Consider the following 25,681-nt stretch of genomic DNA (forward strand, 5'->3'; position numbering starts at 1 on the left):
GGCCGACATCCTCGGCGTGCCCGTCGTGCGCCCGGTCGTCGCCGAGACGACCGCGCTCGGCGCCGCCTACGCCGCGGGGCTCGCGACCGGATTCTGGTCGGGCCTCGACGACCTGCGCTCCAACTGGCAGGAGGACCGTCGCTGGGAGCCGAAGATGGACGCCGACGAGCGGGACCGGCAGCTCCGCCTCTGGAAGAAGGCCGTCACGAAGACCTTCGACTGGGTCGACGAGGACGTCACCTGAGATTCGACCGATCACCGGACGGGGTCCTGCTTCGGCGGGGCCCCGTCCGCCGTGTCAGCGCCGGGTCGCGGCGACCCACTCCTCGAGCTTGCGCGCGGCCGCCCCGCTGTCGATCGCGCCCTCGGCCACGGCCATCTTCTCGTGGAACCGCTCGAGGATCGTCCGCTGGAACTGGCTCGGGTCGTTCGCGAGCTCGAAGGCGACGAGGCCGGCCGCGGCGTTCAGCACGACGATGTCGCGGATCGGACCGCGCGCACCGGCGAAGACCTCGTGCACGATGCTCGCGTTGTGCTGCGCGTCGCCGCCCTGCAGCTGGTCGATGCTCGCCCGCGGGATCCCCAGCTCGCGCGGGTCGAGGTCGTGCTCCTTGACGGTGCCGCGCGAGACCTCCCAGATGTGGCTGTGCCCCGTCGTCGTGAGCTCGTCCAGACCGTCGTCCCCGCGGAACACCAGGGCGGTCGCACCGCGGGTCTGGAACACGCCGACGATGAGCGGCACGCGATCGAGATGGGCGACGCCGACAGCGGATGCCTCGGGGCGGGCCGGATTGCACAGCGGCCCGAGGAAGTTGAACACGGTCGGCACCCCGAGCTGTGCCCGGACCGGGCCCGCGTGCTTGAAGCCGGGGTGGAACGCCGCGGCGAACGCGAACGTGATCCCCGTCTCGTCGAGCACCTCGGCCACGCGGTGCGCGGGCATCGTGAGGTCGATGCCGAGCGCACCGAGCACGTCGGACGAGCCCGACGCCGAACTCGCCGCCTTGTTGCCGTGCTTGACGACCGGCACGCCGGCCGCGGCGCAGACGACGGAGGCCATGGTCGAGACGTTGACCGTTCCGAAGCGGTCGCCGCCCGTGCCCACGATGTCGAGCGCCATCGCGTCGACGGGCAGCTCGACGGCGTGCTCGAGGATCGCATCGCGGAAGCCGACGATCTCGTCGACGGTCTCCCCCTTTACGCGAAGGGCGATGAGGAACGCCGCAAGCTGTGCGTCGGTCGCGACGCCCGTCATGACCTGCTCCATGCACCACGCGGCATCCGACACGCTGAGGTCCTCGCCCGCGAGGAGCGAGTTCAGGACATCCGGCCAGGTCTGCATGGAGGGCATGCACACGATCCTATCGACGGGATTCGGGGCGTTTTCACGGGAATCCGCCAGCGGAATCGTCGGCTCGCGGGGGATGATGTCCGACATCCGGACCCGCCCCGTCCGAAAACACGTCCGAGGATCAGCCATAATGGTGAACGTGACGAGCACCTCAATGACGTTTCAGACGAGTGCGCCTGCGATCAAGCGGCCGAACACCGTCGCGGTCGGTACCATCGTGTGGCTTGGCAGCGAGGTCATGTTCTTCGCGGGCCTTTTCGCGATCTACTTCACGCTTCGGTCGACGTCGCCCGAGTTGTGGGACTTCGAGGCCGGCCGGCTGAACGTCCCGTTCGCCCTCGTCAACACGCTGATCCTCGTCGCGTCCTCCTTCACGTGCCAGTTCGGCGTCTTCGCCGCCGAGCGCATGCAGCCGTACCGCACGAGCTGGAAGCTGCGCGACTGGGGCATGGTCGAGTGGTTCTTCGTCACCTACGTCATGGGCGCCATCTTCGTCGCCGGGCAGTCGCTCGAGTACGCGCAGCTCGTGGCCGAGGGCATCGCGCTCGACTCGAACGCCTACGGCTCGGCCTTCTACCTCACGACCGGCTTCCACGCGCTGCACGTCACCGGCGGCCTCATCGCCTTCCTCCTCGTGATCGGCCGGGTCTTCGCCGTCAAGAACTTCGGCCACAAGGAGGCCACCAGCGCGATCGTCGTGTCGTACTACTGGCACTTCGTCGACGTGGTCTGGATCGGCCTCTTCCTCGTCATCTACGTCCTCAAGTAGCCCGAGCCAGGAGCGCCAACTTCGCAATGCCCGTGAACAGGAAGAGATCAATGAACCGCTCGAAGCGACGCACCGGCCGCCGGCATCCGCTCGCCACCGCCGCGCTGCTCGCGCTCGGCCTCGTGTTCACCGGAGGCGCGTACGCCGCCTTCAGCACCACGACGGCTCAGGCCGAGCCCTCCCCCACGTCGCAGGAGACGATCGAGGAGGGTGGCAAGCTCTTCCAGGCCAACTGCGCCACCTGCCACGGCCTCGAGGCGCAGGGCACGAACGACGGGCCCAGCCTGATCGGCGTCGGCGCCGCCGCCGTCGACTTCCAGGTCGGCACCGGTCGCATGCCCATGCAGATGCAGGGCCCGCAGGCCGAGCAGAAGCCCGTGCAGTTCACCGACGAGCAGGTCAAGCAGCTCGCGTACTACGTCGCCTCGCTGGGGCCCGGGCCCGACATCCCCGCCGACAGCCTCGTCAACGGCGGCGGCGACGCGGCGAACGGCGCCGAGCTCTTCCGCATCAACTGCGCCATGTGCCACAACGTGGCCGGCGCGGGCGGCGCCCTCACCGAGGGCAAGTTCGCTCCCCCGCTGACGGATGTCTCGGGCGTGCACATCTACGAGGCCATGGTCACGGGCCCGCAGAACATGCCGGTCTTCAACGACCTGAACATCTCGCCGGAAGACAAGCGCGACATCATCACCTACCTGCAGTACGTGCAGGACAACCGTTCGCCCGGTGGCTTCGAGCTCGGCTCGCTCGGCCCGGTCGCGGAGGGTCTGTTCATCTGGATCTTCGGTCTCGGCGCCATCGTCGCGATCACCGTGTGGATCACGGCGAAGTCCAACTAGGGCCCGCACCGAAGAAGCGAAGAAGGAGAACCATGGCACAGGACGACCACAGCGGCACCGAACTCGCCGCTGCCGACTCGTCGCACGCCGAGACCGTCCCCGCCGTGAAGACGGGCACCGCCCTCATCCAGTCCGACGCGTTCGAGAACCCCGGCTTCCCGCCGCACCGTCCGCGCGTCACCGATGAGGACCCGAAGAAGGAGAAGCGTGCACAGCGCACGGTGTACACGCTCTTCTACCTGTCGATCCTCGGCAGCATCTGGGCGATCGCGGCGTACATGCTCTTCCCGATGGAGGGCAACGACGTCGGCGACGTCCGCCTGAACAACCTGTTCATCGGCCTCGGTGCGGCGCTCGCCCTGCTCGGCATCGGCTTCGGTGCCGTGCACTGGGCGAAGGCGGTCATGACCGACGTCGAGATCGCCGACGAGCGCCACAAGGTCGGCGGCAACCAGGTCGCCCGCGAGGGCGCGGTCAAGGTCTTCCAGGACGCCGACCGGGAGTCGGGCTTCTCGCGCCGCGCGGTCATCCGCAACAGCCTCATCGGCGCGCTCCTCGTCTTCCCGCTTCCCGCGGTCGTCCTGTTCCGCGGGCTCGCGCCGCAGGACGAGAACCCGGTCGAACTGCTCAGCCACACGATGTGGAAGGCGGGCACGCGGCTCACGCTCGACCCGTCCGGCGTTCCGATCAAGGCGTCCGACGTCACGATCGGCAGCGCCTTCCACGTGATCCCCGAGGGGCTCAGCGAACTGCACCACGGCAAGCTCGAAGAGAAGGCCAAGGCCGCGGTCCTGCTCATGCGCCTCAACCCCGACGAGCTCAACGAGCTCCCGGACCGTGCGTCGTGGTCGTACGACGGCATCGTCGCCTACTCGAAGATCTGCACGCACGTCGGCTGCCCCGTGGCCCTCTACGAGCAGCACACGCACCACCTGCTCTGCCCCTGCCACCAGTCGCAGTTCGACGTGGCGAACCACTGCGAGGTCATCTTCGGCCCGGCCGCCCGGCCGCTGCCGCAGCTGCCGATCATGGTCGACGACGAGGGCTACCTCGTCGCGCAGAGCGATTTCACCGAACCCGTGGGCCCGAGCTTCTGGGAGCGTCATTGAGCACCGCAACCACCCGCGAGCCGCAGCGTCGTACCTTCACGGCGGCCGCCTCGAACTACATCGATGAGCGGACGAGCGTCTCGACGTTCGTCAAGGAACTCGGTCGCAAGGCGTTCCCCGACCACTGGTCCTTCCTCCTCGGCGAGGTCGCGCTCTTCAGCTTCCTCGTCATCCTGATCACCGGCACGTTCCTCACGTTCTTCTTCCAGGCCTCGATGGCCGAGGTGGAGTACGACGGCTCGTACGTGCCGCTCAAGGGCGTCGAGATGTCGGTGGCCATGGCCTCGACGCTCGACATCTCCTTCGATCTCCGAGGCGGTCTCTTCGTCCGTCAGATGCACCACTGGGCCGCGCTCATGTTCGTGGCGGCCATCGGCCTGCACATGCTGCGCATCTTCTTCACGGGTGCGTTCCGCAAGCCGCGCGAGCTCAACTGGGTCATCGGCTTCGTGATGTTCATCCTGGCGATGGGCGAGGGCTTCACGGGCTACTCGCTCCCCGACGACCTGCTCTCGGGCAACGGCCTGCGGATCATCGACGGCATGATCAAGGGCATCCCGCTCATCGGCACCTGGACCTCGTTCCTCCTCTTCGGCGGCGAGTTCCCCGGTACGGCGATCGTCGGACGCCTCTACACGCTCCACATCCTGCTGCTTCCGGTGATCCTCCTGGCTCTCATCGCGCTGCACCTGATGTTCGTGGTCGTGCACAAGCACACCCAGTACGCTGCTCCCGGCCGCACCCAGCAGAACGCGGTGGGCCCGCCCATCCTCCCGATCTACGCGGCCAAGGCCGGCGGGTTCTTCTTCCTGGTGTTCGGCGTGCTGGCACTCATCGCGTCGCTGTTCACGATCAACCCGATCTGGAACTACGGCCCCTACGACCCGTCGCCCGTCTCCGCCGGTACCCAGCCCGACTGGTACATCGGCTTCGCGGACGGCGCACTGCGCCTCATCCCGCCGGGCTGGGAGTTCGTGCTGTTCGACCGGACGTGGTCGTTCAACATCCTCGTCCCGCTGGTCGGACTCGGACTGTTCATCGCGACCGTGCTGATCTACCCGTTCGTCGAGGCGTGGGTCACCGGCGACAAGCGCGAGCACCACATCGTCGACCGTCCTCGCAACAACCCCACCCGCACCGCGATCGGTGCCGCCGGCGTGACCTTCTACGCCGTGCTGTGGGCCGCAGCGGCCTCCGACATCATCGCGACGCACTTCAAGCTGACGATGGAGGGCGTGATCCACTCCCTCCAGGCGCTGCTCTTCCTCGGCCCGATCGTCGCGTACTTCGTCGCGAAGCGCGTGTGCATCGCGCTGCAGAAGAAGGACCGCGAGATCGTGCTGCACGGCTACGAGTCGGGCCGCATCGTGAAGCTGCCGGGCGGCGAGTTCATCGAGGTGCACCAGCCCCTCGACGAGTACGACCGCTGGAAGCTCGTGAGCTACGAGTCGTACGAGCCGCTGATGATCCGCCCGAACGCTCGGGGCAAGATCACGGTCGGCCAGCGCCTCCGCGCCGGCATGTCGCGCTGGTTCTTCGAGGACCGGATCGCCCCCGTCACCAAGGGCGAGCTCGAGGCCGCGCACCACGATCACCACTGATCGTCGCACCAACTGAGTTCGGGCACCGGGCCATGTCGATCGATTCGACCTGGCTCCGGTGCCCGAACTGCTTCTCCGCAGTCGATCCCGTCGATGAGCGGGTCTACGGTTGCGCGAACGGTCATCGCTTCGATCGGTCGAAGTTCGGGTACCTGACCCTCCTCCCGCCGAGGGCCCCGCGGACGATCGGCGACGACCGGGACATGCTGGCGGCGCGAGCCGGATTGCTCGACCGGGGTGTCTTCGCACCGATCTCGGACGCACTCATCTCGCTCGTCGCCGACGATCGAACGACGGCCTCCTCGGGTGCGCTGCGCGTCGCCGACCTCGGCTGCGGCACGGGGTACTACTCCGCCAGGATCAGCGACTCGATTCCGAGCGCCCGGATCCTGCTCGCAGATCGTTCCCCCGACGCCGTCAGGATGGCACTCCGCGCCGTCCCCCGCGCGTCCGGCGTGGTGCTCGACATCTGGCGCCCCCTCCCGATCGCGGATGCCACGGCGGACGCGATCCTCAACGTGTTCGCGCCTCGCAATCCTGCCGAATTCCGGCGCATCCTCCGGCACGACGGTCGCGTGATCGTGGTCGTCCCCACGGCAGCGCACCTGAGCGAGCTTCGCGCGCGGGGCGCCCTGCTCGACATCCCCGCCGAGAAGGACTCGGCGGTCGCCGAACAGCTCGGGGCCGCGGGTTTCTCTCGCCGGGGCGGACCACGCGTCGAGTACCGGATCGAAGCGGATGCCGAGCTGCGCGCACGACTTGCAGGGATGGGTCCGTCGGCTCACCACGCGGCTGCGCTGGCCGCCACTGACGGCGGTGAGCTCGCGACGGTCACGGTGTCCGTCGACGTGCTGTCGTTCGAGGTCGCCGAGTCATCCTGAAGGCGTGCATCAGCCAACGCATCGCCGATGCGCGCGGGTGCATACTGGGCGCATGGAGCAGTGCTGCAGTCCGGGCCAGTCTCGGTACGACGAGGCCTTCGACGCACGCTTCGCGCGACAGCTCGACCGGCGCTATCGGCGCAAGGGTCTCACCGGATCCGAGCGTCGCATCGCCGAGCGCATCGAGTCCGAGGGCGTCGAGGGAACGTCCGTGCTCGAAGTGGGGGGCGGCATCGGTGCCATCCAGCTCGAGTTGCTCCGCCACGGCGCCTCGAGCACGACGAACCTCGAGATGTCCGGCGCGTACGAGTCGGCTGCGCGGGCGCTCCTGGACGAGGCGGGTCTCTCCTCCCGCGCCCGGCGCCTCGTCGGCGTCGACCTCGCCACCGCGGACCTAGACGTTTCGGTCGCAGATCACGTCGTGCTGCACCGCGTCGTCTGCTGCTACCCGGATGCCGTCGCGCTGCTCGCCGCGTCCGCGGCACACGCGCGTCGGACCGTCGTGTTCAGCCATCCGGCGCGAACGTGGCCGAGGCGCGCCCTCGTCGGTGCGGCGAACCTCATGATGCGACTGCGCGGAAAGGAGTACCGCGGCTACCTGCACCGCCCTGACGCGATGTACGACACGTTGCGGTCAGCAGGCTTCGCGCTCGACGACGTCATCCGGGCAGGACCGTGGCGCATCGCGGCCGCGCATCGCGCATGAACGACGACGTCCCCGGTGCCGGAGCACCGAGGACGTCGTGACGCGGTTGCCCGATCAGCGGGCGAAGTTCCCGCGGTAGTACTCGTAGACCCACCCGACGAGGCTGACGAGCGCAGGACCGATCGCCAGGAACGAGATCCACACGCCGACCGCGAGCCCGAGGAAGGCGAGCGCCGCCGAACCGGCGAGCAGGATCGGCCACCAGCTCCACGGGCTGAAGAAGCCGAGCTCGGCGTCACCGTCGTCGATGTTCGCGTCGAGTCGGTCCTCGGGCAGTTCCCCGCCCTGCTCCTTGTGGACGCGGCCGAGGTAGAACGCGATGAATGCGCTGAGCACCGCGCTGAGCGAGATGGCCACGAGGCCGACCCACTCGACGCCCGGCTCACGCTCGTCGATCGCCGTCCAGAAGATGTAGACCGCGGCCGAGAGGGCGAAGAAGCCGGTCAGGACCCAGAACAGGATGACATTGGCGCGCATCTACTTGACTTCCTTGGTCTCTGCGTCGATCACGGGGGCGTGGGGCGCGTCCTTGGCCGGACCGATGCCGACCGGGATGCCCGCCTCGGGGTGGTTCAGGTCGAACGCCGGACGCTCCGAACGGATGCGCGGGATCGACGTGAAGTTGTGCCGCGGCGGCGGGCAGCTCGTCGCCCACTCCAGGGACCCGCCGTAGCCCCACGGGTCGTTGACCGTCACCTTGGGTGCGCGGCGCGCGGTGATGTAGACGTTCAGGAAGAACGGGATCAGCGAGATCGCCAGGATGAACGCACCGATCGTGGAGAGCTGGTTCATCCAGGTGATGTTGTCCTCCGGCAGGTACGAGTAGTACCGGCGCGGCATCGCGACGACGCCCAGCCAGTGCTGGATGAGGAACGTCGTGTGGAAGCCGATGAACAGCAGCCAGAAGTGCCACTTGCCGAGCGTCTCGTTCAGCATCTTGCCGGTCCACTTCGGCCACCAGAAGTAGAAGCCGGCGAACATCGCGAAGACGACCGTTCCGAAGACGACGTAGTGGAAGTGGGCGACGACGAAGTACGTGTCGGACACGTGGAAGTCGAGCGGCGGCGAGGCGAGGATGACGCCGGTCAGGCCACCGAAGACGAACGTGATGAGGAAGCCGAGCGACCAGATCAGCGGTGTCTCGAACGTGATCGAACCACGCCACATCGTGCCGATCCAGTTGAAGATCTTCACGCCGGTCGGCACCGCGATGAGCATCGTCATGAGCGCGAACCACGGCAGGAGCACCGAGCCGGTGACGTACATGTGGTGCGCCCACACGGTGACCGACAGCGCCGCGATCGCGATCGTCGCGTAGATCAGGGTCTTGTATCCGAAGATCGGCTTGCGGCTGAAGACCGGGAAGATCTCGGACACGATGCCGAAGAACGGCAGGGCGATGATGTACACCTCGGGATGGCCGAAGAACCAGAAGAGGTGCTGCCACAGGATCACTCCCCCGTTCTCGGGGTCGTAGATGTGGGCGTTGAACACGCGGTCGGCGGCGGCCGCGAGGAGCGCGGCGGCGAGGACCGGGAACGCCATCAGCACGAGGATCGAGGTCACGAGGGTGTTCCACGTGAAGATCGGCATCCGGAACATCGTCATGCCGGGAGCGCGCATGGTGACGATCGTCGTGATGAAGTTCACCGCGCCGAGGATCGTTCCGAAGCCGGAGAGGCCGAGTCCCAGCATCCAGAGGTTGCCACCGACTCCTGGTGAGAACGTGGTCGAGGCGAGTGGCTGATATGCGAACCAGCCGAACGACGCGGCGCCCTGGGGAGTGAAGAATCCGGCGACGGCCATGAGCGAGCCGAAGTTGAACGCCCAGTAGGCGAACGCGTTCAGACGCGGGAAGGCGACGTCGGGCGCACCGATCTGGAGCGGCATCAGCACGTTCGCGAAGCCGGCGAACAGCGGAGTCGCGAACATCAGCAGCATGATCGTGCCGTGCATCGTGAACAGCTGGTTGTACTGCTCACGGGTCTGGATGACCTCGAGGCCCGGCTCGAACAGCTGCGCGCGGATGATGAGGGCCATCACGCCGCCGATGCAGAAGTAGATGAACGAGGTGATCAGGTAGAGGTACCCGATGACCTTGTGGTCGGTGGAGGTGATCCACTTGACGAGGACGTTGCCCTTGCGCTCGACCTTCGCAGCGCCGAACGGCTGCGACGAGGTCGCGGGGCGAGCCGGTGCGGTGGTGGTGCTCATTCGCCTTCGTGCTCCTCATTCAGTTCGGGCGCGCCCGTGCCGGGCAGGTTCTGGTTCCGGTCGTACTCGGTCGAGAGCTGGCCCTCGTTGCCGGAGTCGCGGAGCTCCTCGATGTAGTCCTCGTACTCGGCCTCGGAGACCACCTCGACGTTGAAGAGCATGAGCGAGTGGTACTCGCCGCAGAGCTCGGCGCACTTGCCGGCGTACGTGCCCTCGCGCTCCGGGACGAACGACATGTAGTTCGTCTTGCCCGGGAACATGTCCTTCTTGTAGAGGAAGTCGACGACCCAGAACGAGTGGATCACGTCGCGCGACTCGAGCGCGATCTCGACGTTGGCGCCGACGGGGAGGACCAGCGTGGGCAGCTCGTCCTGCTTGACGGAGCCGGCGGGGCCCTCGTCGTCGAGCTGCGCCTGGATGCCGGCGCTGTAGACGTCTTCGTTGACGTAGTTGAAGTCCCACGACCACTGCTTGGCGATGGCCTCGATCTTCACGTCGATGTCGTCTTCGGCGAAGCGCGCCTCGATCACCTGCTGGTCGCGGGCGGTGAATGCGAAGAACCCGAGCACCAGGATGAGCGGGACGACGGTGTAGAAGACCTCGATCGGCATGTTGTAGCGGAGCTGGACCGGGAGGCCGGTCTGGCCCTTGCGCCGGCGGTAGGCCACGACCGCCCAGATCGTGAGGCCCCAGGTCACCACGCCGACCACGAGCAGCACGATCCACGACGTCACCCACAGGCCCGAGACCCGCTCGGTGTGGTTCGTCACGGGCTCCTCGCCCTCGACGAAGCCGGGGAGGAATCCGTTCAGCTGAGCCTGCGTGCATCCGGCGAGGACGAGGCTGAGCGTCGCTGCGATCGGAACAGCAGCCCATCGGAGACGGCGATTGTGGCGCACCGGTGACCTTTCGGGAGATTCGAAGGCGCCTCTCAGCGAGGCGCATTGATCAGCCCTAGCCTACTCCGAGTCGGCGGCCCGCTCGTGCACCATCAGCGCGCATTCAGCCCGATGTGCATCGGAACTGCGGTCCGACGGCCGGAAACGCGATGAGGGAGACCGCCGTGGCGGTCTCCCTCATCGCGTTGCTGCGTGCGAACTCAGTGGAACGAGTCGCCGCACGCGCAGCTGCCCTGCGCGTTCGGGTTGTCGATCGTGAATCCCTGCTTCTGGATCGTGTCCTCGAAGTCGATCGTCGAGCCGTCGAGGTACGGGACGCTCATCTTGTCGACCACGACCTCGACGCCCTCGAAGTCCACGACCGCGTCGCCGTCGAGCAGGCGCTCGTCGAAGTACAGCTGGTAGATGAGGCCGGAGCACCCGCCGGGCTGGACGGCCACGCGCAGACGCAGGTCGTCGCGGCCCTCCTGCGACAGGAGGCTGCGCACCTTGTCGGCAGCCGGATCGCTCAGCTTCACGCCGTGGGCGGCGTCGGTGATCGTGTCGCTCATATCGCTCCTCGATGAAGGTCGGTCAGCCCGATTGTACCTGCGCAGGATGCGCGTTCGCCCTGAGGCGTCATCCGCCGCGGTGGCGGGCGGCGAGCGCCGCCGCCCGCGGGCGGCGGCGCTCTCCTGCTACTCCCCCGCCCGCGCGTGCAGGCGCGCGAGCAGCGCGGCCTCGGCGAGCACCGCGCGACGGAACACTCCGAGGTGCAGCGACTCGTTCGGGCTGTGCGCCCGCGAGTCGGGGTCCTCGACGCCGGTGACCAGGATCTGCGCCTCCGGGAACTCCTCGACGAGCTCGGCGATGAACGGGATGGAGCCGCCGACGCCGATGTCGACCGGCTCGACGCCCCACGCCTCGGCCATCGCGGCCTTGGCCTCGGCGACCGCCCAGCCGGACGTGTCGACGAGGAAGGGCTGGCCCGTGTCGACGTCGTCGATCACGACGTGGGCCCCGAACGGCGCGTTGGCGTGCACGTGGGCGCGCAGCGCCTCGAGCGCCTCGGCGGCGTCCTGTCCGGGCGCGATGCGCGCGCTGATCCGGACCGCGACGCGAGGGATGAGCGTGTTCGAGGCGTTCGCGACGGTCGGCGCGTCGATCCCGGTGACCGTGATCGACGGCTGCGCCCAGATTCGCGAGAGGATCGTGCCGCGGCCGATCGGCGTCACCCCGTCGAGGAGCCCGGTCTCGGCGCGGAGCTGCGCCTCGTCGTACGCCGGGGTCTCCAGGTCGGCCGAAGACAGTCCGGTGACGGCGACCGCGCCCTCGTCGTCGTGCAGGGTGCCGAGCAGGCGGATGGCCGCGAGCATCGCATCCGGGACGGCGCCGCCGAACATGCCCGAGTGCGACGCGTGCGCGAGCGTGGAGACCGTGAGCCGGAAGGTCACGTTGCCGCGGAGCGCGACGGTGAGCGCGGGCGTGTCGACGTCCCAGTTGTTCGAGTCGGCGACCACGATCGCGTCGGCCTCGAGCAGGTCGCGGTTCTCGCGGAGGAAGGTCGAGAACGATCGCGAGCCGAACTCCTCCTCCCCCTCGATGAAGAGGGCGATGCCGAGGTCGAGGTCCGTGCCCAGCACGTCGACGAGTGCGCGGATCGCGGCCACGTGGGCCATGACGCCGGCCTTGTCGTCGGCGGCGCCGCGGCCGTACAGGCGGTCGCCCCGGAGCGTCGGCTCGAAGGGCGTCGACTCCCAGTCCTCGTCGCGGCCGGGCGGCTGGACGTCGTGGTGCGCGTAGAGCAGGACGGTCGGCCGACCGTTGCGGGCATCACGGCGGGCGACCACGGCGGGCTGGCCGAGCTCGCCGCCGTCGCCGATCGGCGCACGCCGGATGTCGACCACGTCGAACACGTCGAGGCCGCGCACGAGTTCGGCGACCGCCTCCGCGCTCCGCGCGACGTGCTCGGGGTCGAAGGCCGCCCACGACACCGACGGGATCCGCACGAGCTCCGTGAGGTCGGCGACCGTCGAGGGGAAGCCCGCCTCGACCGCGGCGCGGAGTCGTTCCACCGTGAGGGCGGGTTCGGCGTCGGCGGCGGCGAGGGCGCGTGAGGATGTGTCGGGTCGGGTCTGGCTCATGCGGCTAATCTTAAGAGGAACCGATTCGACGAGGACTCCCCCGTGGCCAAGCACCCCAAGACCGAGACGCCCGCTTCCGCACCCGACGACGCCGCACCGGCGACGTCCAAGGTCGGCAAGGGCGCACCCACTCCGACCCGCGCCGAGCGCGAGGCCGCGAACAAGCGCCCGCTCGTGCCGAACGACCGCAAGGAGGCCGCGCGCCAGGCGCGCACCAAGGCCGCCGAGGCGCGCGAGCGCGCCCGCGTCGGCATGGCCGCCGGCGACGAGCGCTACCTGCCCGCGCGCGACCGCGGTCCGCAGAAGAAGTACGTGCGCGACTACGTCGACGCGCGCTTCAGCATCGGCGAGATCCTCATCCCGGTCATGTTCGCCGTGATCGTGCTCACGTTCGTCCCGAGCTACGAGGTCCAGACCATCGGGATCTTCGCCCTCTGGGGCTTCTTCCTGGTCTCCGTGGTCGACGTCATCATCCTCGGCTTCACGCTGCAGCGGAAGCTCGGGGCCAAGTTCGGTGCGACCAAGGTCGAGCGCTTCCGCTGGTATGCGGCGATGCGTGCGCTGCAGCTGCGCCCGCTCCGACTGCCGAAGCCGCAGGTCAAGCGCGGCCAGTACCCGGCCTGACGAACGCCATGACGGATGCCGCGGCCTCGCGCCGCGGCATCCGTCATGTTCGCCGGTCTCGCGGCGTCAGCCCCGCCGGTACGCCCCGAGCCGGATGAGCGGGATTCGCGTCTCCTCGTCGGTGAGCGACCCGTGCTGGCCGACCATCTCCTCGCCCCGGCGGTCGGCCTCGCGCCGGTCGTAGTACGCGACGCCCGAACGGGCCGCGACGAGCACGTCGGCGATGCGGTCGAGGTTGCCCGGTTCGACGTCGCCGTAGAGCCCTGCGGCGATCGCCTCGTCGCGCGTGACGACCCAGGCGCGGTCTCCCTCGGCGTCCCGCCATCGATCGGCGACGGCCGAACGGGCGTCCTCGTCGAGGTCGGGCTCGAGGACGAGGCCGAGGCAGCGGGGCTCGCCCGCGACGTGGCGGACGCCGTCCAGCAGGCCCGGCACGGCGTCGACGAAGACGTGACGGTGCGGCGGCACGTCGAGCACCCCGTGGTCGGCGGTGACGAGGAGTCCCGTGCCCCGCGGCATCCGTCGCTCGAAGTCGGCGACCTCGGCATCGAGGGTCTCGAGCGCGGCGATCCACCGGTCCGACTCCCACCCGTGCGCGTGCGCGATCTGGTCGAGTTCCGAGACGTACACGTAGACGAGCGCGGGCCCCTCGCCGAGCACGCGGAGGGCCTCGGCGAAGCGGTCGTGGATCCTCGCTCCCGCACGGTACTCCGCGCCGCGCAGCACGGCACGGGTGAAGCCGGAGGTCGCGTAGCGGGTGCCGCCGATCGCGACGGCGCGCACGCCCCGCTCCCCCGCGCGGTCGAACACGGTGTCGTGCGGCTGCCACGACTCGGGGACCATGCGGTCGTCCCATCCGCTCAGCTGGTTCACGACGCGGTCGTTCGCTCGGTCGGGGACGCGGTAGCCCATGAGGCCGTGCGCGCCAGGCATGAGGCCGGTCGCGAAGCTCGCGATGGCCGCGGCCGTCGTCGACGGGAACACGGTGCGGATCACGTCGCGCTTGGCCATCGTTCCCGACAGGAACCGGGCGTGACCCGATCGTGCGCGCAGGTTCGAGGCGCCGAGACCGTCGACCAGCACGACGACCGCCGAGTCGACGCCCGGGAGCTCGAACGGGCCGGCGCCCCCGCCGATCGAGGCGAGGGCGGCGGGCAGCACCCCGGTGAGCCGCGGGGCTCCGTCGGCGGGCACCGGTAGCATTGCTGGCATCGCGCCCAGTCTGGCACAGGCCGGGCGCGGCCCCGTTCCCCGCGCGTGCCCGTGCACGCCCTGCGCAGAGACGACGAATGACCCCAGGCAAGAGCGAATCCTCCTCATCACCCATCGCCGAGCGGATCGACGAGATCGACGTCGCCGAGGAGATGCAGGGGTCCTTCCTCGAGTACGCCTACTCGGTCATCTACTCGCGCGCGCTCCCCGACGCGCGCGACGGCCTGAAGCCCGTGCAGCGACGCATCCTCTACATGATGAGCGACATGGGGCTCCGCCCCGAGCGCGGCCACGTGAAGTCGGCGCGCGTCGTCGGCGAGGTCATGGGCAAGCTCCACCCGCACGGCGACAGCGCGATCTACGATGCCCTCGTCCGGCTGGCGCAGGCGTTCACGCTCCGCGTCCCGCTCGTCGACGGCCACGGCAACTTCGGCTCCCTCGACGACGGCCCCGCCGCCGCGCGCTACACCGAGGCCCGCATGGCGCCGGCCGCCGTGTCGATGACCGAGCACCTCGACGAAGACGTGGTGGACTTCGTCCCGAACTACGACAACTCGCACCAGCAGCCAGAGGTGCTGCCCGCCGCGATCCCGAACCTCCTCGTCAACGGCGCGAGCGGCATCGCCGTCGGCATGGCGACGAACATGGCGCCGCACAACCTGGTCGAGGTCGTGGCCGCCGCGCGTCACCTCCTCCGGAACCCGGGGGCGACGCTCGACGAGCTCATGGAGTTCGTGCCGGGCCCCGACTTCCCGTCGGGCGGCACGATCGTGGGCCTCGCCGGCGTGCGCGATGCGTACGCGACGGGTCGCGGGTCGTTCAAGACGCGCGCCAAGGTATCGGTCGAGCAGCTCACGCCGCGCAAGGCGGGGCTCGTGGTCACCGAGCTGCCCTATCTCGTCGGCCCCGAGAAGGTCATCGAGAAGATCAAGGACGGCGTCAACGCCAAGAAGATCACCGGCATCTCGGATGTCGCCGACCTCACCGACCGTACCAAGGGGCTCCGCCTCGTCATCGGCGTCAAGACCGGCTTCAACCCGCAGGCGGTGCTCGAGCAGCTCTACCGGATGACGCCGCTCGAGGACTCCTTCAACATCAACAACGTCGCCCTCGTCGACGGGCAGCCGCAGACGCTCGGCCTCCGCGAACTGCTCGACGTCTACCTGGCCCACCGCATCCGCGTCATCACCCGGCGCTCGGAGTTCCGGCTCGCCCGCCGGCGCGAACGGCTGCACCTCGTCGAGGGCCTGCTCATCGCGATCCTCGACATCGACGAGGTCATCCAGGTCATCCGCTCGAGCGACGACGCCGAAGCCGCCCGCACGCGCCTGGAGGAGGTCTTCGACCTCAGCCGCCTGCAGGCCGAGTACATCCTCGAGCTCCGCCTCCGACGGCTCACGAAGTTCTCCCGCATCGAGCTCGAGGCCGAGCGCGACCAGCTGCTCGCCGAGATCGCCGCCCTCGAGGAGCTCCTCGCGAGCGACGTGCGCATCCGCGAACAGGTCGCGGAGGAGCTGGATCGTGCCGCCGACCTCTTCGGCACCCCGCGGCGCACGATGCTCACCGAGGCCCGTGTCCAGCCGAAGACGCGCAAGGCGGTCGACCCCGCGACCCTCGAGCACGCCGACGTGCCGTGCCGGGTCATCCTCGGTGCGACCGGGCGGATCGCCCGGGTCGATGCACCCGAGGGCGAGGCATCCGTCACCCTCACGCCCCCGAGCCGGCGCTCGAAGCACGACGCGGTGCGCTCCGAGGTCGCGACGACGAGCCGCACCGAGATCGGGGCGGTCACATCGAAGGGTCGCCTGATCCGCTTCTCGCCGATGGACCTGCCCGCACTGCCGCCGAACTCGGTCCAGCTCGGGGCGGGCGTGCGCATCGCCGACTACCTCGCGCTGCCCGACCGGAGCGAGCAGGTGCTCGCGGTCGTCTCGCTCGACTCCCAGCAGCCGATCGTGCTCGGCACCGAGCAGGGCGTCGTCAAGCGTGTCTCGCCCGGCAACTACCCCAACCGTCCCGACTTCGAGGTCGTCTCGCTGAAGCCGGGCGACCGCGTCGTCGGCGCGTCGCAGGGCGGCGACGACGACGAGCTCGTGTTCGTCACGAGCGATGCGCAGCTGCTGCACTTCCCCGCGTCGGCCGTGCGACCCCAGGGCTGCCCGGCGGGCGGCATGGCCGGCGTGAAGCTCGACGCCGCGGCGCGCGTGGTCTCGTTCACGGTGCTTCCGCGTGCCGACGTCGAGTCGGCCGTGGTCGTCACCGTGGCGGCGGCCGCCGATACGCTCCTCGGCGCCGACCCCGGCGCGGCGAAGGTCTCCGACTTCGCCGAGTTCCCGGGCAAGGGCCGAGCGACCGGCGGCGTGCGCGCGCATCGGTTCCTCAAGGGCCAGGACGGGCTCTCGGTCGCGTGGGTCGGTCCGGGTCCGGCACGGGCCCTCGGCGCCGACGGTTCGCTTCGCGCGCTTCCCGAGAGTGGCGCGAAGCGCGACGGTTCGGGTCAGACGCTCGACGCCGTCGTGCAGGTGATCGGCCGCGCCATCCGCTGACCTGCGCTCGACGTCGATCGATCGAACGCGCCCGCCGCACCGATGGTGCGACGGGCGCGTTCGCGTCAGCCGGTCGATCCGGGCGGATTCCTCAGGCGTCGATGCGATCCCGCGTGAGCGCCGCCGCGCTGTCGACGATGAACTCCTTGCGCGGCGCCACCTCGTTGCCCATGAGGAGCTCGAAGACGCGACCGGCGTTCTCGGCATCGGCCACGCCCACGCGACGCAGCGTCCGGTGCTGCCGGTCCATGGTGGTCGACGCGAGCTGGTCGGCGTCCATCTCACCGAGGCCCTTGTAGCGCTGGATCGGGTCCTGGTACCGCTTGCCCTGCTTCCGGAGAGTCGCGAGCACGCCCGCGAGCTCCTTCTCGGAGTATGTGTAGATCACGTCGTTGGGCTTCGAGCCGGGGTTCATGACCACGACGCGATGGAGCGGCGGCACCGCCGCGAAGACGCGGCCGTCCTCGATCATCGGACGCATGTAGCGGAAGAACAGCGTGAGCAGCAGCGTGCGGATATGGGCGCCGTCGACGTCGGCGTCGCTCATGATGATGACCTTGCCGTACCGTGCGGCGGAGAGGTCGAAGCTGCGCCCTGAGCCGGCGCCGATCACCTGGATGATCGACGCGCACTCGGCGTTGCCGAGCATGTCGGCGATCGACGCCTTCTGCACGTTGAGGATCTTGCCGCGGATCGGCAGCAGCGCCTGGTGCTCGCTGTCGCGCGCGAGCTTGGCGGTGCCGAGGGCCGAGTCGCCCTCGACGATGAACAGTTCGCTCTGCGCGACATCCGTCGACCGGCAGTCGACCAGCTTCGCCGGCAGCGACGAGGTCTCGAGGGCGTTCTTGCGGCGCTGCGTCTCCTTGTGGGTGCGCGCCGAGATGCGCGCCTTCATCTCGGAGACGACCTTCTCGAGCAGCATCGAGGTCTGCGCCTTGTCGTCGCGCTTGGTCGAGGCGAAGCGCTCGCCGAGCGCCTTCTGCACGACGGATGCCACGATCGAGCGCACCGCGGGCGTGCCGAGGACCTCCTTCGTCTGGCCCTCGAACTGCGGTTCGGGCAGCCGCACCGTGAGCACGGCGGTGAGCCCTGCGAGCACGTCGTCCTTGTCGAGCTTGTCGTTGCCGACCTTCAGCCGCCGCGCGTTCTGCTCGACCTGCTGGCGGACGAACTTCAGCAGCCCCTGCTCGAAGCCGGACTGGTGCGTGCCGCCCTTCGGCGTCGCGATGATGTTGACGAAGCTCCGCATGACGGTGTCGTACCCCGTGCCCCATCGCAGTGCGATGTCGACGTGGCAGTGCCGCTCGACGTCGGTGGGGATCATCGCACCGTGGTCGTTCAGCACCGGGACGGTCTCCGTGAAGCGGCCGTCGCCCGTCAGGCGCCAGATGTCGGTGACGGGGCCGTCGACGGCGAGGTGCTCGGCGAACTCCGAGATCCCTCCCTCGAACTGGAAGCGGTGCGTCTCGGGCTCCTCGCCGCGCTCGTCGGACACCGTGATCGCGAGGCCCGGCACCAGGAACGCGGTCTGCCGCGCCCGATTCAGCAGATCCTCGAGCTGGAAGCTCGCGCCGCGCGTGAAGATCTGCGGATCGGCCCAGTAGCGCACGCGCGTGCCCGTCACGGCCTTGGCGACACGCCCGACCTTGCGCAGCTCGCTCGACTGCTCGAACGGCCGGAACGCCGAGGCGGGCGAGGGGGCGCCCGCATCGTCGAAGATGCCCGGCTCGCCGCGATGGAACGACATCGCCCACGTCGCCCCGCCGCGGTCGACCTCGACGTCGAGGCGCTCCGACAGCGCGTTCACGACGGACGCGCCGACGCCGTGGAGACCGCCGGACGCGGAGTAGGACCCGGAACCGAACTTGCCGCCCGCGTGCAGCTTCGTGTACACGACCTCGACACCGGTGAGCCCGGTCTTCGGCTCGATGTCGACCGGAATGCCGCGGGCGCGGTCGCGCACCTCGACGCTGTGGTCGGCGTGCAGCACGACGTCGATCTCGGTGCCGTGGCCTGCGAGGGCTTCGTCGACCGAGTTGTCGATGATCTCCCAGAGGCAGTGCATGAGGCCCCGCGAGTCGGTCGAGCCGATGTACATGCCCGGTCGCTTGCGGACCGCCTCGAGGCCCTCGAGGACGGAGAGATGACGGGCGGAATAGTCGGAGCTCACGTCGCACAAGCCTACTGAGGGCCACCCCTGTTCCCGGCTCAGGCGCTTCGCGCAGAGCGAAATGAGGGGTCGCACGGAAGGTTCGGAGGCGAAGTCGTGTTTTCATTGAGTGACGGAAACGGCTCGTGATCTACGGAGGAGGCGCCATGAACCAGACCACCGACACCGGTGCGGTCGACGAACTCGACACCCCGCACGAGCTCACGGCGCTCGATCGCTGCGACGCCTGCGGCGCACAGGCCTACATCCGCGTGGTCGTCGCGAGCGGCGAACTCCTCTTCTGCGCGCACCACGGCCGCAAGCACGAGGAGAAGCTCTCGCAGATCGCCCACAGCTGGCACGACGAGTCGAGCCGGCTCCTCACCGACACGCGCAACTGACGCGCGTCCCACGACGACGAGAACGCCCCCGGAGCAATCCGGGGGCGTTCGTCGTGACGGCGTCGTTCGTCGGCGTCAGGTGGCGGATGCCGCGACGCCCGCAGTGCGCAGCTGCTGGGTGCGTGCGGCGTCGGCGTACCGGTCGACCTCGTGGGTCCGCTCCCCCGGCGTGTATTCGAGCCCTGCGCGCTCGCACGCGCGCGCCAGCATCGCGTCGGCGAGCTGCGGGTTCTTGGCGAGCACGGGGCCGTGCAGGTGCGTGCCGATGACGTCGCCCATGCGCACGCCCTCCTGGCCCGAGCCGCGACCGTTGCCCGAACCGGCCAGGATGCGCCCGACCGGCGAGGCCTCCGCGCCGACGTAGTCGCGTGCGTGGTTCTCGAAGCCCACGAGCAGTCCGAGCCCGCCCGAGGCCTTGACCACCAGGTCGCCCGCGGCGCGGCCCTCGCGCGGCACCGCACGCCCCGCGAGGATGCCGAGGCCCTCGATGCTGCGACCGTCGGCGAGCTCGATGCCCCAGCTGAGCAGTTCCCACCCCGTGCCGACCGCGAGGATCGGCACGCCCTCCGTGCCCCACCGGCGGAGCTCGTCGTGCAGTCCGAGCAGGACCTCGCGGCTCCGCTCGAGCGACGAGTCGCTGCCCGAACCGAGCACGACCGCGTCGACGCGCTCGGGAAGGTCCTCGGGGACCTCGACCGGGACGACGCGCACGTCGAGCCCCGCCCATCGGGCGCGGCTGGCGAGGACGGCCGCGTTCTCCGCGTCGCCGTTCGTGTTCTGCAGCGACGGCAGCAGCGAGACGATGGTGAGGGTCATTCCGCTCCCGTGAGGCCGAGGTGCGTGCGCGTCCGCCGCATGGCGTCGGCCGTGAAGACGATCGTCTTCACGCCGGTCGCCGGGGCGGGCGCGGCGAGGAAGTCGTCGAGCGCTCGTCCGAGGTCGTGCTCGACGCGATCGATCCCGACGCCGTCGTACGCGAGCATCAGGGCGGCCTCGTCGGCCTTGGATCCGCTGACGATCGAGACCCGGCCGAGCGACGAGGCATCCGTCGGCCAGAAGTAGGACGGGTCGCGGACGTCCGATCCGATCGCGAACAGGATCTGCTCGGTCCCCGGTGCGATGCTGTCGACGTTGAGCTGGTAGCTCGCGGGGTTCTGCACGAGCACGAAGTCGACCTCCTGCCCGCGGACGCTCACCCGCTCGCCGCGTCCGAAGACCGCGGGGATGGAGCTGAGTGCCCGAGCCGCGACCTCCGGGTCGAACTGCTCCCCGAGGACGGCACGTGCGGTGCTGTACGCGGCGGCCGCGTCGACGGCGTAGTGCGTGCCGCGCGCGGGCAGCCCGATGGCGAGGTCGCGACCGGCGTCGGCGAGGACGGCGGACGCCCCGTCGACGGATGCCACGACCACGCCGGCGCTCCGGTCGAGGCGTTCCGGGCTGGTCTCGGTGTGGCCGAGCCCGCGCGGAGCGGCGGCGAGGACCTCGGGCGCGACGCCGAAGCGCCGGATCGCGACGCCGTCGCCGAGCCCGGCGGCGATCCGCTCGAGGTACGCGTCGTCGGCGTTCACGACGACCGAACCGTGCGCACGGGCCGCGATCTTCGCGAGCATCCCGGCGACCATGTCGGAGTCGTGGAACCGGTCGATCTGGTCGACCATGACGTTCGTCAGCGTCACGATCCGGGCGTCGACGCCCTCCATCACGCGCGCACCGTGGCCCTCGTCCATCTCGAGCACCGCGACGTCGCCCGGAACGCGGCCGCGCCAGTCGGCCTGCTCGAGGAGCGCCGACGTGAGGCCCTGGCTGATGTTCGCGGTCGACGGGTTGGTGAAGACCGACTCGCCGTGCGCGCGGAGGATGGCGACGAGCATCTTCGTCGTCGTCGACTTGCCGCTCGAGCCCGAGACGACGACGAGGCCGTGCGGGAACCCGGAGAGGGTCGTGCGGAGATAGCCGGGGGCGATCGTATTGACGACGAGGCCGGGCACCGCCGAACCGCCGCCCGGCTTGCGCAGCCGAGCGGCGATCCTGGTGAGCCGGCCGACGAGGATCGCCGGCGCGTACTTCACGTGCGGCCTACTCGAGGTAGTCGCGGAGCGACTGGGACCGCGACGGGTGGCGGAGCTTCGCCATCGTCTTCGACTCGATCTGGCGGATGCGCTCGCGCGTCACGCCGAAGGTGTCGCCGATCTGGTCGAGCGTCTTCGGCATGCCGTCGCCGAGGCCGAAGCGCATGCGGATGACGCCGGCCTCGCGCTCGCTCAGCGAGTCGAGCAGCGACTCGAGCTGCTTCTGCAGCATCGTGAAGCCGACCGCGTCGGCCGGGACGACCGCCTCGGTGTCCTCGATCAGGTCGCCGAACTCGCTGTCGCCGTCCTCGCCGAGCGGGGTGTGCAGCGAGATCGGCTCGCGGCCGTACTTCTGGACCTCGATGACCTTCTCCGGGGTCATGTCGAGTTCCTTCGACAGCTCCTCCGGCGTGGGCTCGCGGCCCAGGTCCTGGAGCATCTGGCGCTGCACGCGGGCGAGCTTGTTGATGACCTCGACCATGTGCACCGGGATGCGGATGGTGCGGGCCTGGTCGGCCATCGCGCGCGTGATCGCCTGGCGGATCCACCACGTCGCGTAGGTCGAGAACTTGAAGCCCTTGGTGTAGTCGAACTTCTCGACCGCACGGATGAGGCCGAGGTTGCCCTCCTGGATCAGGTCGAGGAACTGCATGCCGCGACCGGTGTAGCGCTTGGCGAGCGAGACCACGAGACGGAGGTTCGCGCCGAGCAGGTGGCTCTTCGCGCGCTGCCCGTCGCGGGCGACCCACTGCAGCTCGCGGCCGAGCTGCGAGCGCTTCTCGGCGTCCGACATGTGCGAGAGCTTCTCCTCGGCGAAGAGGCCCGCCTCGATCCGCATCGCCAGCTCGACCTCTTCGGCCGCGTTCAGCAGCGCGACCTTTCCGATCTGCTTGAGGTAGTCCTTGACCGGGTCGGCCGTCGCGCCGGTGATCGTCGTCGAGTAGACGGGGATCTCGTCCTCGTCGTCGGACGCGCGGAGCACGATCGCGCCGGTCGGGTGGGGCTCGACGGCCGCGGGCTTGGCCTCCTCGTCGTCGCTCGAGTCATCCGTCGACTCCTCGGCGCCCGACGTGTCGGTCGCCTCATCGGCGGCATCCTCGAGCTCGGCGTCCTCGTCGAGTTCCTCCTCGTCGGCGCCGTCGACACCCTTCGCCTTGGTGCTCTTCGCCTTGCCGCCCTTCGCGGTCGACGTACGGGGCGTCTTCGACGCCGTCGTGGCGCTCTTCTTCGATGCGGTGCTCTTGGCGGATGCGGCCTTGGTGGCCGTGGCCTTCGTCGACTTCGACGCCGGCGCCCGCTTGGTCGAACCCGCGGCGCGAGGCGCCTCGGCCGACTCGTCGGTCGTCGGCGTGGTGGTCTTGGCTGCCATGTGTACTGAACCTCTTCCTCACCGTCGCGCGGCGCCTGCCCCTGGGTGGGCGGCCGTGCGGTCTGACTGCGTCGCGACCCGGTGATTTCGGACACGATGAGGACCCATGTCAAGTCCGCAGCGGAGGCGACGTGAGTCGCACGGCGGACCAGAACGGGTCCTTCCCCCCATTATACAGGCCGCGACGCGTCGACCGCCCGCGACGACACGGGTTCCGGGGCGCGATTCGACCTGCACACAGTCCAACGTCCGGCGCCGTGCCGGCATTCCCCGTGAACCGCGTTCAGTCGTCGCCGGCGTCCCGGTTGCGCCGCCGGGCGAGGAACTTCTCGAGTTCGGCGCCGATCTCGTCGGCGGACGGGAGTTCGCCGTCCTCGTCGGTGAGGGGCGAGCGCAGGCTCGTGCCCTCCATGTAGTCGTCGTGACGCTCCTCGAGCGTGTGCACCAGCTTGGCGAGTTCGCCGTTCTCGGCGACCTGCTCGTCGATCCGCGCCGTGAACTCGCGCCCCTGCTCGCGCAGCGAATCCGTCGGGAAGATGCGACCGGTCGATGCGCTCACCGCCTCGAGCGCGGTGACCGCGGCAGACGGGAACTCCGCGTCCGAGAGGTAGTGCGGCACCAGCAGCACGAAGCCCGTCGTCGGGTGCCCCTGCGTCTGGAGGCGGTACTCCACGAGATGTAGCGCGTTGGCCGGCACCTGAGTCGTCGGCCGCCACACCGACATCGCCTCGATGAGGTCGGTCCGGTTCCCGCTCACGGTGACGCCGATCGGCCTCGTGTGCGGCACGGGCATCGGGATCGAGTTGATCCACGTGGTCGAGGACACCTCGAAGCGCTCGATGAGCCCGAGCACGGCAGCTCCGAAGCGCTCCCACTGGAAGTCGGGTTCGAACCCCGTGAGCAGCAGGAAGGGCTGGCCGAGCTCGTCGCGCGCCAGGTCGAGCGAGAGCCTCGGGGGCCGGTAGTCGGTGAGGTGGTCGCCCTCGAAGAGGATCACCGGCCGCCGCGCGCGGTAGTCGAGCAGTTCGTCGGCATCGAATGTCGCGACGACCTCGCTGTCGAGGGTCGTCAGCAGGTACTCCGTCGTCTGGGCGACCGCCGAACCCGCGTCGGCGAACCCCGTGAGCCCGGCGACGAGCGGGAGTCCGAGGGGCACCTCGACGTCGGCATTCAGCTCGTACAGGGAGCGGGGATCGCGCATACGTCAAGGGTACCGACGGGCCGGCCGCACCCGGCCGCGAGCACGTCGCGGCGGCCACGCTCGGAGCGAACACGCGGATGCGGGTCGGGTCGGGGCGAACACCTACGATCGAGCCATGTCCGTTCCCTCGATCGAACTCACGTCCTCCCCCGCCGAGACCTCCGACGCCGACGCCGTCGTCGTGCCCGTCCGCCGCAGCGGCGACGGCCCCGCGCCCCTCGTCGACGGCGGATTCGAGTGGGTCGGCCCGGCCCTCGAGCGGCTGGGCGCCAAGGGCGGGCTCGACGAGGTCACCAAGCTCCCGGCGCCCGACGGCGACGGCCTGGTGGTCGCGACGGGCGTCGGCGAGACGACGGATGCCGCGTCGCTGCGTCACGCGGGCGGCGCCGCGCTCCGCGCCCTCGCCTCAACGACGTCGGTCGCGCTCGCCGGCGGCGGGCTCGACGCCGACCTCGCCGAGGCGTTCGTCGAGGGCGCCGCCCTCGGCGCGTACACGTTCACCGAGTACCGCGAGGGTCCGACCGGTCCCGACGAGCTCACCCTCCACGCCGCGCACGACGCCGACGCCGTCCGCCTCGACCGCGTCCGGAGCGTCGTGGCCGCGGTCGCGCGGACGAAGGACCTCGTCAACACCGCCCCGAACGACCTGCCTCCGGCCGTGCTCGCCGACCTCGCGACGCAGGCCGCCGAATCGGCCGGCATCATGGTCCGCGTCTACGACGAGGCCGCGCTCGCCGAGGGCGGCTTCAACGGCATCCTCGCGGTCGGCGGCGGTTCGTCGCGCCCGCCGCGACTCGTGCGCCTCGAGTACGCCCCGGCCGGGGCATCCGCTCACCTCGCTCTGGTCGGAAAGGGGATCACCTTCGACTCCGGCGGGCTCTCGCTGAAGCCCGGCGCCTCGATGGTCGGCATGAAGTCCGACATGGCGGGTGCGGCCGCCGTGCTCTCCGCGATCGTCGCGCTCGCGGAGCTCGAGGTGCCCGTGCGGGTGACCGGATGGCTCTGCCTCGCCGAGAACATGCCCTCGGGCACCGCGGCGCGGCCGAACGACGTGATCCGCATGAAGGGCGGCACCACGGTCGAGGTGCTGAACACCGACGCCGAGGGACGCCTCGTCATGGCCGACGCGCTCGCCGCCGCGAGCGAGGAGCAGCCCGATGCGATCATCGACGTCGCGACGCTCACCGGCGCCCAGGTCGTCGCCCTCGGCAACCGCATCACCGGGCTCATGGGCGAGGACGACCTCGTCGCCGAGGTCCGCAGCGCAGCGGATGCCGCGGGCGAGCCCACCTGGCCGATGCCGCTGCCCGACGACCTCCTCCCCCTGCTGAAGTCCGACGTCGCCGACCTGGCGAACACCAAGCTCGGCACCGTGGTGCCCGGCATGCTGCTCGCGGGCGTCTTCCTGCAGCAGTTCGTCGGCCGCCGCGACGGGGACGACGCGCCCCGGATCGCGTGGGCCCACCTCGACATCGCCGGGCCGTCCTACAACACCGCCGCGCCCTGGGGATTCACCGGCGCGGGCGGCACCGGTGCGGCCGTGCGCACCCTCATCGCGCTGGGCGAGCGCGCCTCCGCCAGGTAGTACAGTCGTCTGGGGCGATCCACGCCCCAG

At 69.8% G+C, this 25,681-nt stretch carries 22 protein-coding genes and 1 pseudogene; 11 read left to right on the forward strand and 12 right to left on the reverse strand.

Translation table 11 applies throughout. The annotated features are described in order from the left end of the window. A pseudogene (locus GJ743_RS07285) lies at positions 1-244 on the forward strand (glycerol kinase); the annotation flags it as partial. 54 nt (positions 245-298) lie between these two features. Here the strand turns inward: GJ743_RS07285 and trpD are convergent. Further along, entirely contained in the window at positions 299-1,351 is a 1,053-nt protein-coding gene (gene trpD, locus GJ743_RS07290; RefSeq protein ID WP_155051250.1) for an anthranilate phosphoribosyltransferase, read from the reverse strand. A 130-nt stretch (positions 1,352-1,481) separates the two neighbouring features. Here trpD and ctaE point away from each other — a divergent pair, with 130 nt between their 5' ends. Genes ctaE through GJ743_RS07320 form a run of 6 tightly spaced genes read left to right on the forward strand, consistent with a single transcriptional unit; the run spans position 1,482 to position 7,259 of the window. Beyond that, a complete protein-coding gene (gene ctaE, locus GJ743_RS07295; RefSeq protein WP_129233265.1) occupies positions 1,482-2,120 on the forward strand; it encodes an aa3-type cytochrome oxidase subunit III in 639 nt (212 codons plus the stop codon). A 50-nt stretch (positions 2,121-2,170) separates the two neighbouring features. Beyond that, a complete protein-coding gene (qcrC, locus tag GJ743_RS07300) occupies positions 2,171-2,962 on the forward strand; it encodes a cytochrome bc1 complex diheme cytochrome c subunit (protein ID WP_155051251.1) in 792 nt (263 codons plus the stop codon). A 32-nt stretch (positions 2,963-2,994) separates the two neighbouring features. Beyond that, positions 2,995-4,071, forward strand: a complete 1,077-nt coding sequence (gene qcrA, locus GJ743_RS07305) for a cytochrome bc1 complex Rieske iron-sulfur subunit (protein WP_155051252.1) — start codon at positions 2,995-2,997, stop codon at positions 4,069-4,071. Beyond that, a complete protein-coding gene (gene qcrB / locus GJ743_RS07310; RefSeq protein WP_155051253.1) occupies positions 4,068-5,672 on the forward strand; it encodes a cytochrome bc1 complex cytochrome b subunit in 1,605 nt (534 codons plus the stop codon). The genes qcrA and qcrB overlap by 4 nt, the downstream gene beginning before the upstream one ends. A gap of 32 nt (positions 5,673-5,704) precedes the next feature. Next, positions 5,705-6,553 (forward strand): methyltransferase domain-containing protein, encoded by an 849-nt coding sequence (locus GJ743_RS07315; protein WP_155051254.1) that lies wholly within the window; start codon positions 5,705-5,707, stop codon positions 6,551-6,553. Between the two features lie 52 nt (positions 6,554-6,605). Then, positions 6,606-7,259 carry a methyltransferase domain-containing protein gene (locus GJ743_RS07320; protein WP_196216950.1) on the forward strand — a complete coding sequence of 218 codons (654 nt, stop codon included), beginning with the start codon at positions 6,606-6,608 and terminating at the stop codon, positions 7,257-7,259. Positions 7,260-7,313: 54 nt separating this feature from the next. On the opposite strand, the gene GJ743_RS07325 is transcribed toward GJ743_RS07320, so the two are convergent. The 5 genes from GJ743_RS07325 to GJ743_RS07345 all read right to left on the reverse strand — a co-directional run bounded on the left by GJ743_RS07325 (position 7,314) and on the right by GJ743_RS07345 (position 12,495). Continuing rightward, entirely contained in the window at positions 7,314-7,736 is a 423-nt protein-coding gene (locus tag GJ743_RS07325; RefSeq protein WP_155051255.1) for a cytochrome c oxidase subunit 4, read from the reverse strand. Then, entirely contained in the window at positions 7,737-9,473 is a 1,737-nt protein-coding gene (ctaD, locus tag GJ743_RS07330; protein WP_155051256.1) for an aa3-type cytochrome oxidase subunit I, read from the reverse strand. Continuing rightward, entirely contained in the window at positions 9,470-10,372 is a 903-nt protein-coding gene (gene ctaC / locus GJ743_RS07335; RefSeq protein ID WP_328288902.1) for an aa3-type cytochrome oxidase subunit II, read from the reverse strand. The genes ctaD and ctaC overlap by 4 nt, the downstream gene beginning before the upstream one ends. Positions 10,373-10,572: 200 nt before the next feature. Beyond that, positions 10,573-10,923 (reverse strand): iron-sulfur cluster insertion protein ErpA, encoded by a 351-nt coding sequence (gene erpA / locus GJ743_RS07340; protein WP_155051258.1) that lies wholly within the window; start codon positions 10,921-10,923, stop codon positions 10,573-10,575. 126 nt (positions 10,924-11,049) lie between these two features. Beyond that, on the reverse strand, positions 11,050-12,495 hold the full coding sequence (locus GJ743_RS07345) for a dipeptidase (RefSeq protein ID WP_155051259.1): 1,446 nt from the start codon (positions 12,493-12,495) through the stop codon (positions 11,050-11,052). Positions 12,496-12,537: 42 nt separating this feature from the next. Between GJ743_RS07345 and GJ743_RS07350 the strand changes: the two genes are divergently transcribed. After that, the gene (locus GJ743_RS07350; RefSeq protein WP_328288903.1) at positions 12,538-13,119 is read left to right on the forward strand and encodes a DUF3043 domain-containing protein; all 582 of its coding nucleotides are present in this window, start codon (positions 12,538-12,540) and stop codon (positions 13,117-13,119) included. 66 nt (positions 13,120-13,185) lie between these two features. Here the strand turns inward: GJ743_RS07350 and GJ743_RS07355 are convergent, their stop codons facing one another. Continuing rightward, positions 13,186-14,331 (reverse strand): alkaline phosphatase family protein, encoded by a 1,146-nt coding sequence (locus tag GJ743_RS07355; protein WP_230386636.1) that lies wholly within the window; start codon positions 14,329-14,331, stop codon positions 13,186-13,188. A gap of 77 nt (positions 14,332-14,408) precedes the next feature. Here GJ743_RS07355 and GJ743_RS07360 point away from each other — a divergent pair, with 77 nt between their 5' ends. After that, complete coding sequence (locus GJ743_RS07360; RefSeq protein WP_155051261.1) at positions 14,409-16,877, forward strand: DNA gyrase/topoisomerase IV subunit A; 2,469 nt, start codon at positions 14,409-14,411, stop codon at positions 16,875-16,877. A gap of 91 nt (positions 16,878-16,968) precedes the next feature. On the opposite strand, the gene GJ743_RS07365 is transcribed toward GJ743_RS07360, so the two are convergent. Continuing rightward, entirely contained in the window at positions 16,969-19,047 is a 2,079-nt protein-coding gene (locus tag GJ743_RS07365; protein WP_328288904.1) for a DNA gyrase/topoisomerase IV subunit B, read from the reverse strand. Between the two features lie 146 nt (positions 19,048-19,193). Between GJ743_RS07365 and GJ743_RS07370 the strand changes: the two genes are divergently transcribed. Next, complete coding sequence (locus GJ743_RS07370; RefSeq protein ID WP_155051263.1) at positions 19,194-19,427, forward strand: DUF7455 domain-containing protein; 234 nt, start codon at positions 19,194-19,196, stop codon at positions 19,425-19,427. Between the two features lie 75 nt (positions 19,428-19,502). Here the strand turns inward: GJ743_RS07370 and GJ743_RS07375 are convergent, their stop codons facing one another. The 4 genes from GJ743_RS07375 to GJ743_RS07390 form a co-directional block, all read right to left on the reverse strand. Beyond that, positions 19,503-20,243 (reverse strand): type 1 glutamine amidotransferase, encoded by a 741-nt coding sequence (locus GJ743_RS07375; RefSeq protein ID WP_155051264.1) that lies wholly within the window; start codon positions 20,241-20,243, stop codon positions 19,503-19,505. After that, on the reverse strand, positions 20,240-21,496 hold the full coding sequence (locus GJ743_RS07380) for a Mur ligase family protein (protein ID WP_155051265.1): 1,257 nt from the start codon (positions 21,494-21,496) through the stop codon (positions 20,240-20,242). The genes GJ743_RS07375 and GJ743_RS07380 overlap by 4 nt, the downstream gene beginning before the upstream one ends. Positions 21,497-21,503: 7 nt before the next feature. Then, positions 21,504-22,865, reverse strand: coding sequence for an RNA polymerase sigma factor (locus GJ743_RS07385; RefSeq protein WP_155051266.1), 1,362 nt, complete (start codon positions 22,863-22,865; stop codon positions 21,504-21,506). A gap of 283 nt (positions 22,866-23,148) precedes the next feature. Further along, entirely contained in the window at positions 23,149-24,066 is a 918-nt protein-coding gene (locus GJ743_RS07390; RefSeq protein ID WP_155051267.1) for a proteasome assembly chaperone family protein, read from the reverse strand. A 115-nt stretch (positions 24,067-24,181) separates the two neighbouring features. Here GJ743_RS07390 and GJ743_RS07395 point away from each other — a divergent pair, with 115 nt between their 5' ends. Next, the gene (locus GJ743_RS07395; RefSeq protein ID WP_155051268.1) at positions 24,182-25,651 is read left to right on the forward strand and encodes a leucyl aminopeptidase; all 1,470 of its coding nucleotides are present in this window, start codon (positions 24,182-24,184) and stop codon (positions 25,649-25,651) included. The last annotated feature ends 30 nt before the right edge of the window (positions 25,652-25,681 follow it).

It is taken from the genome of Agromyces bracchium (assembly GCF_009709675.1).
Lineage (GTDB): Bacteria > Actinomycetota > Actinomycetes > Actinomycetales > Microbacteriaceae > Agromyces > Agromyces bracchium.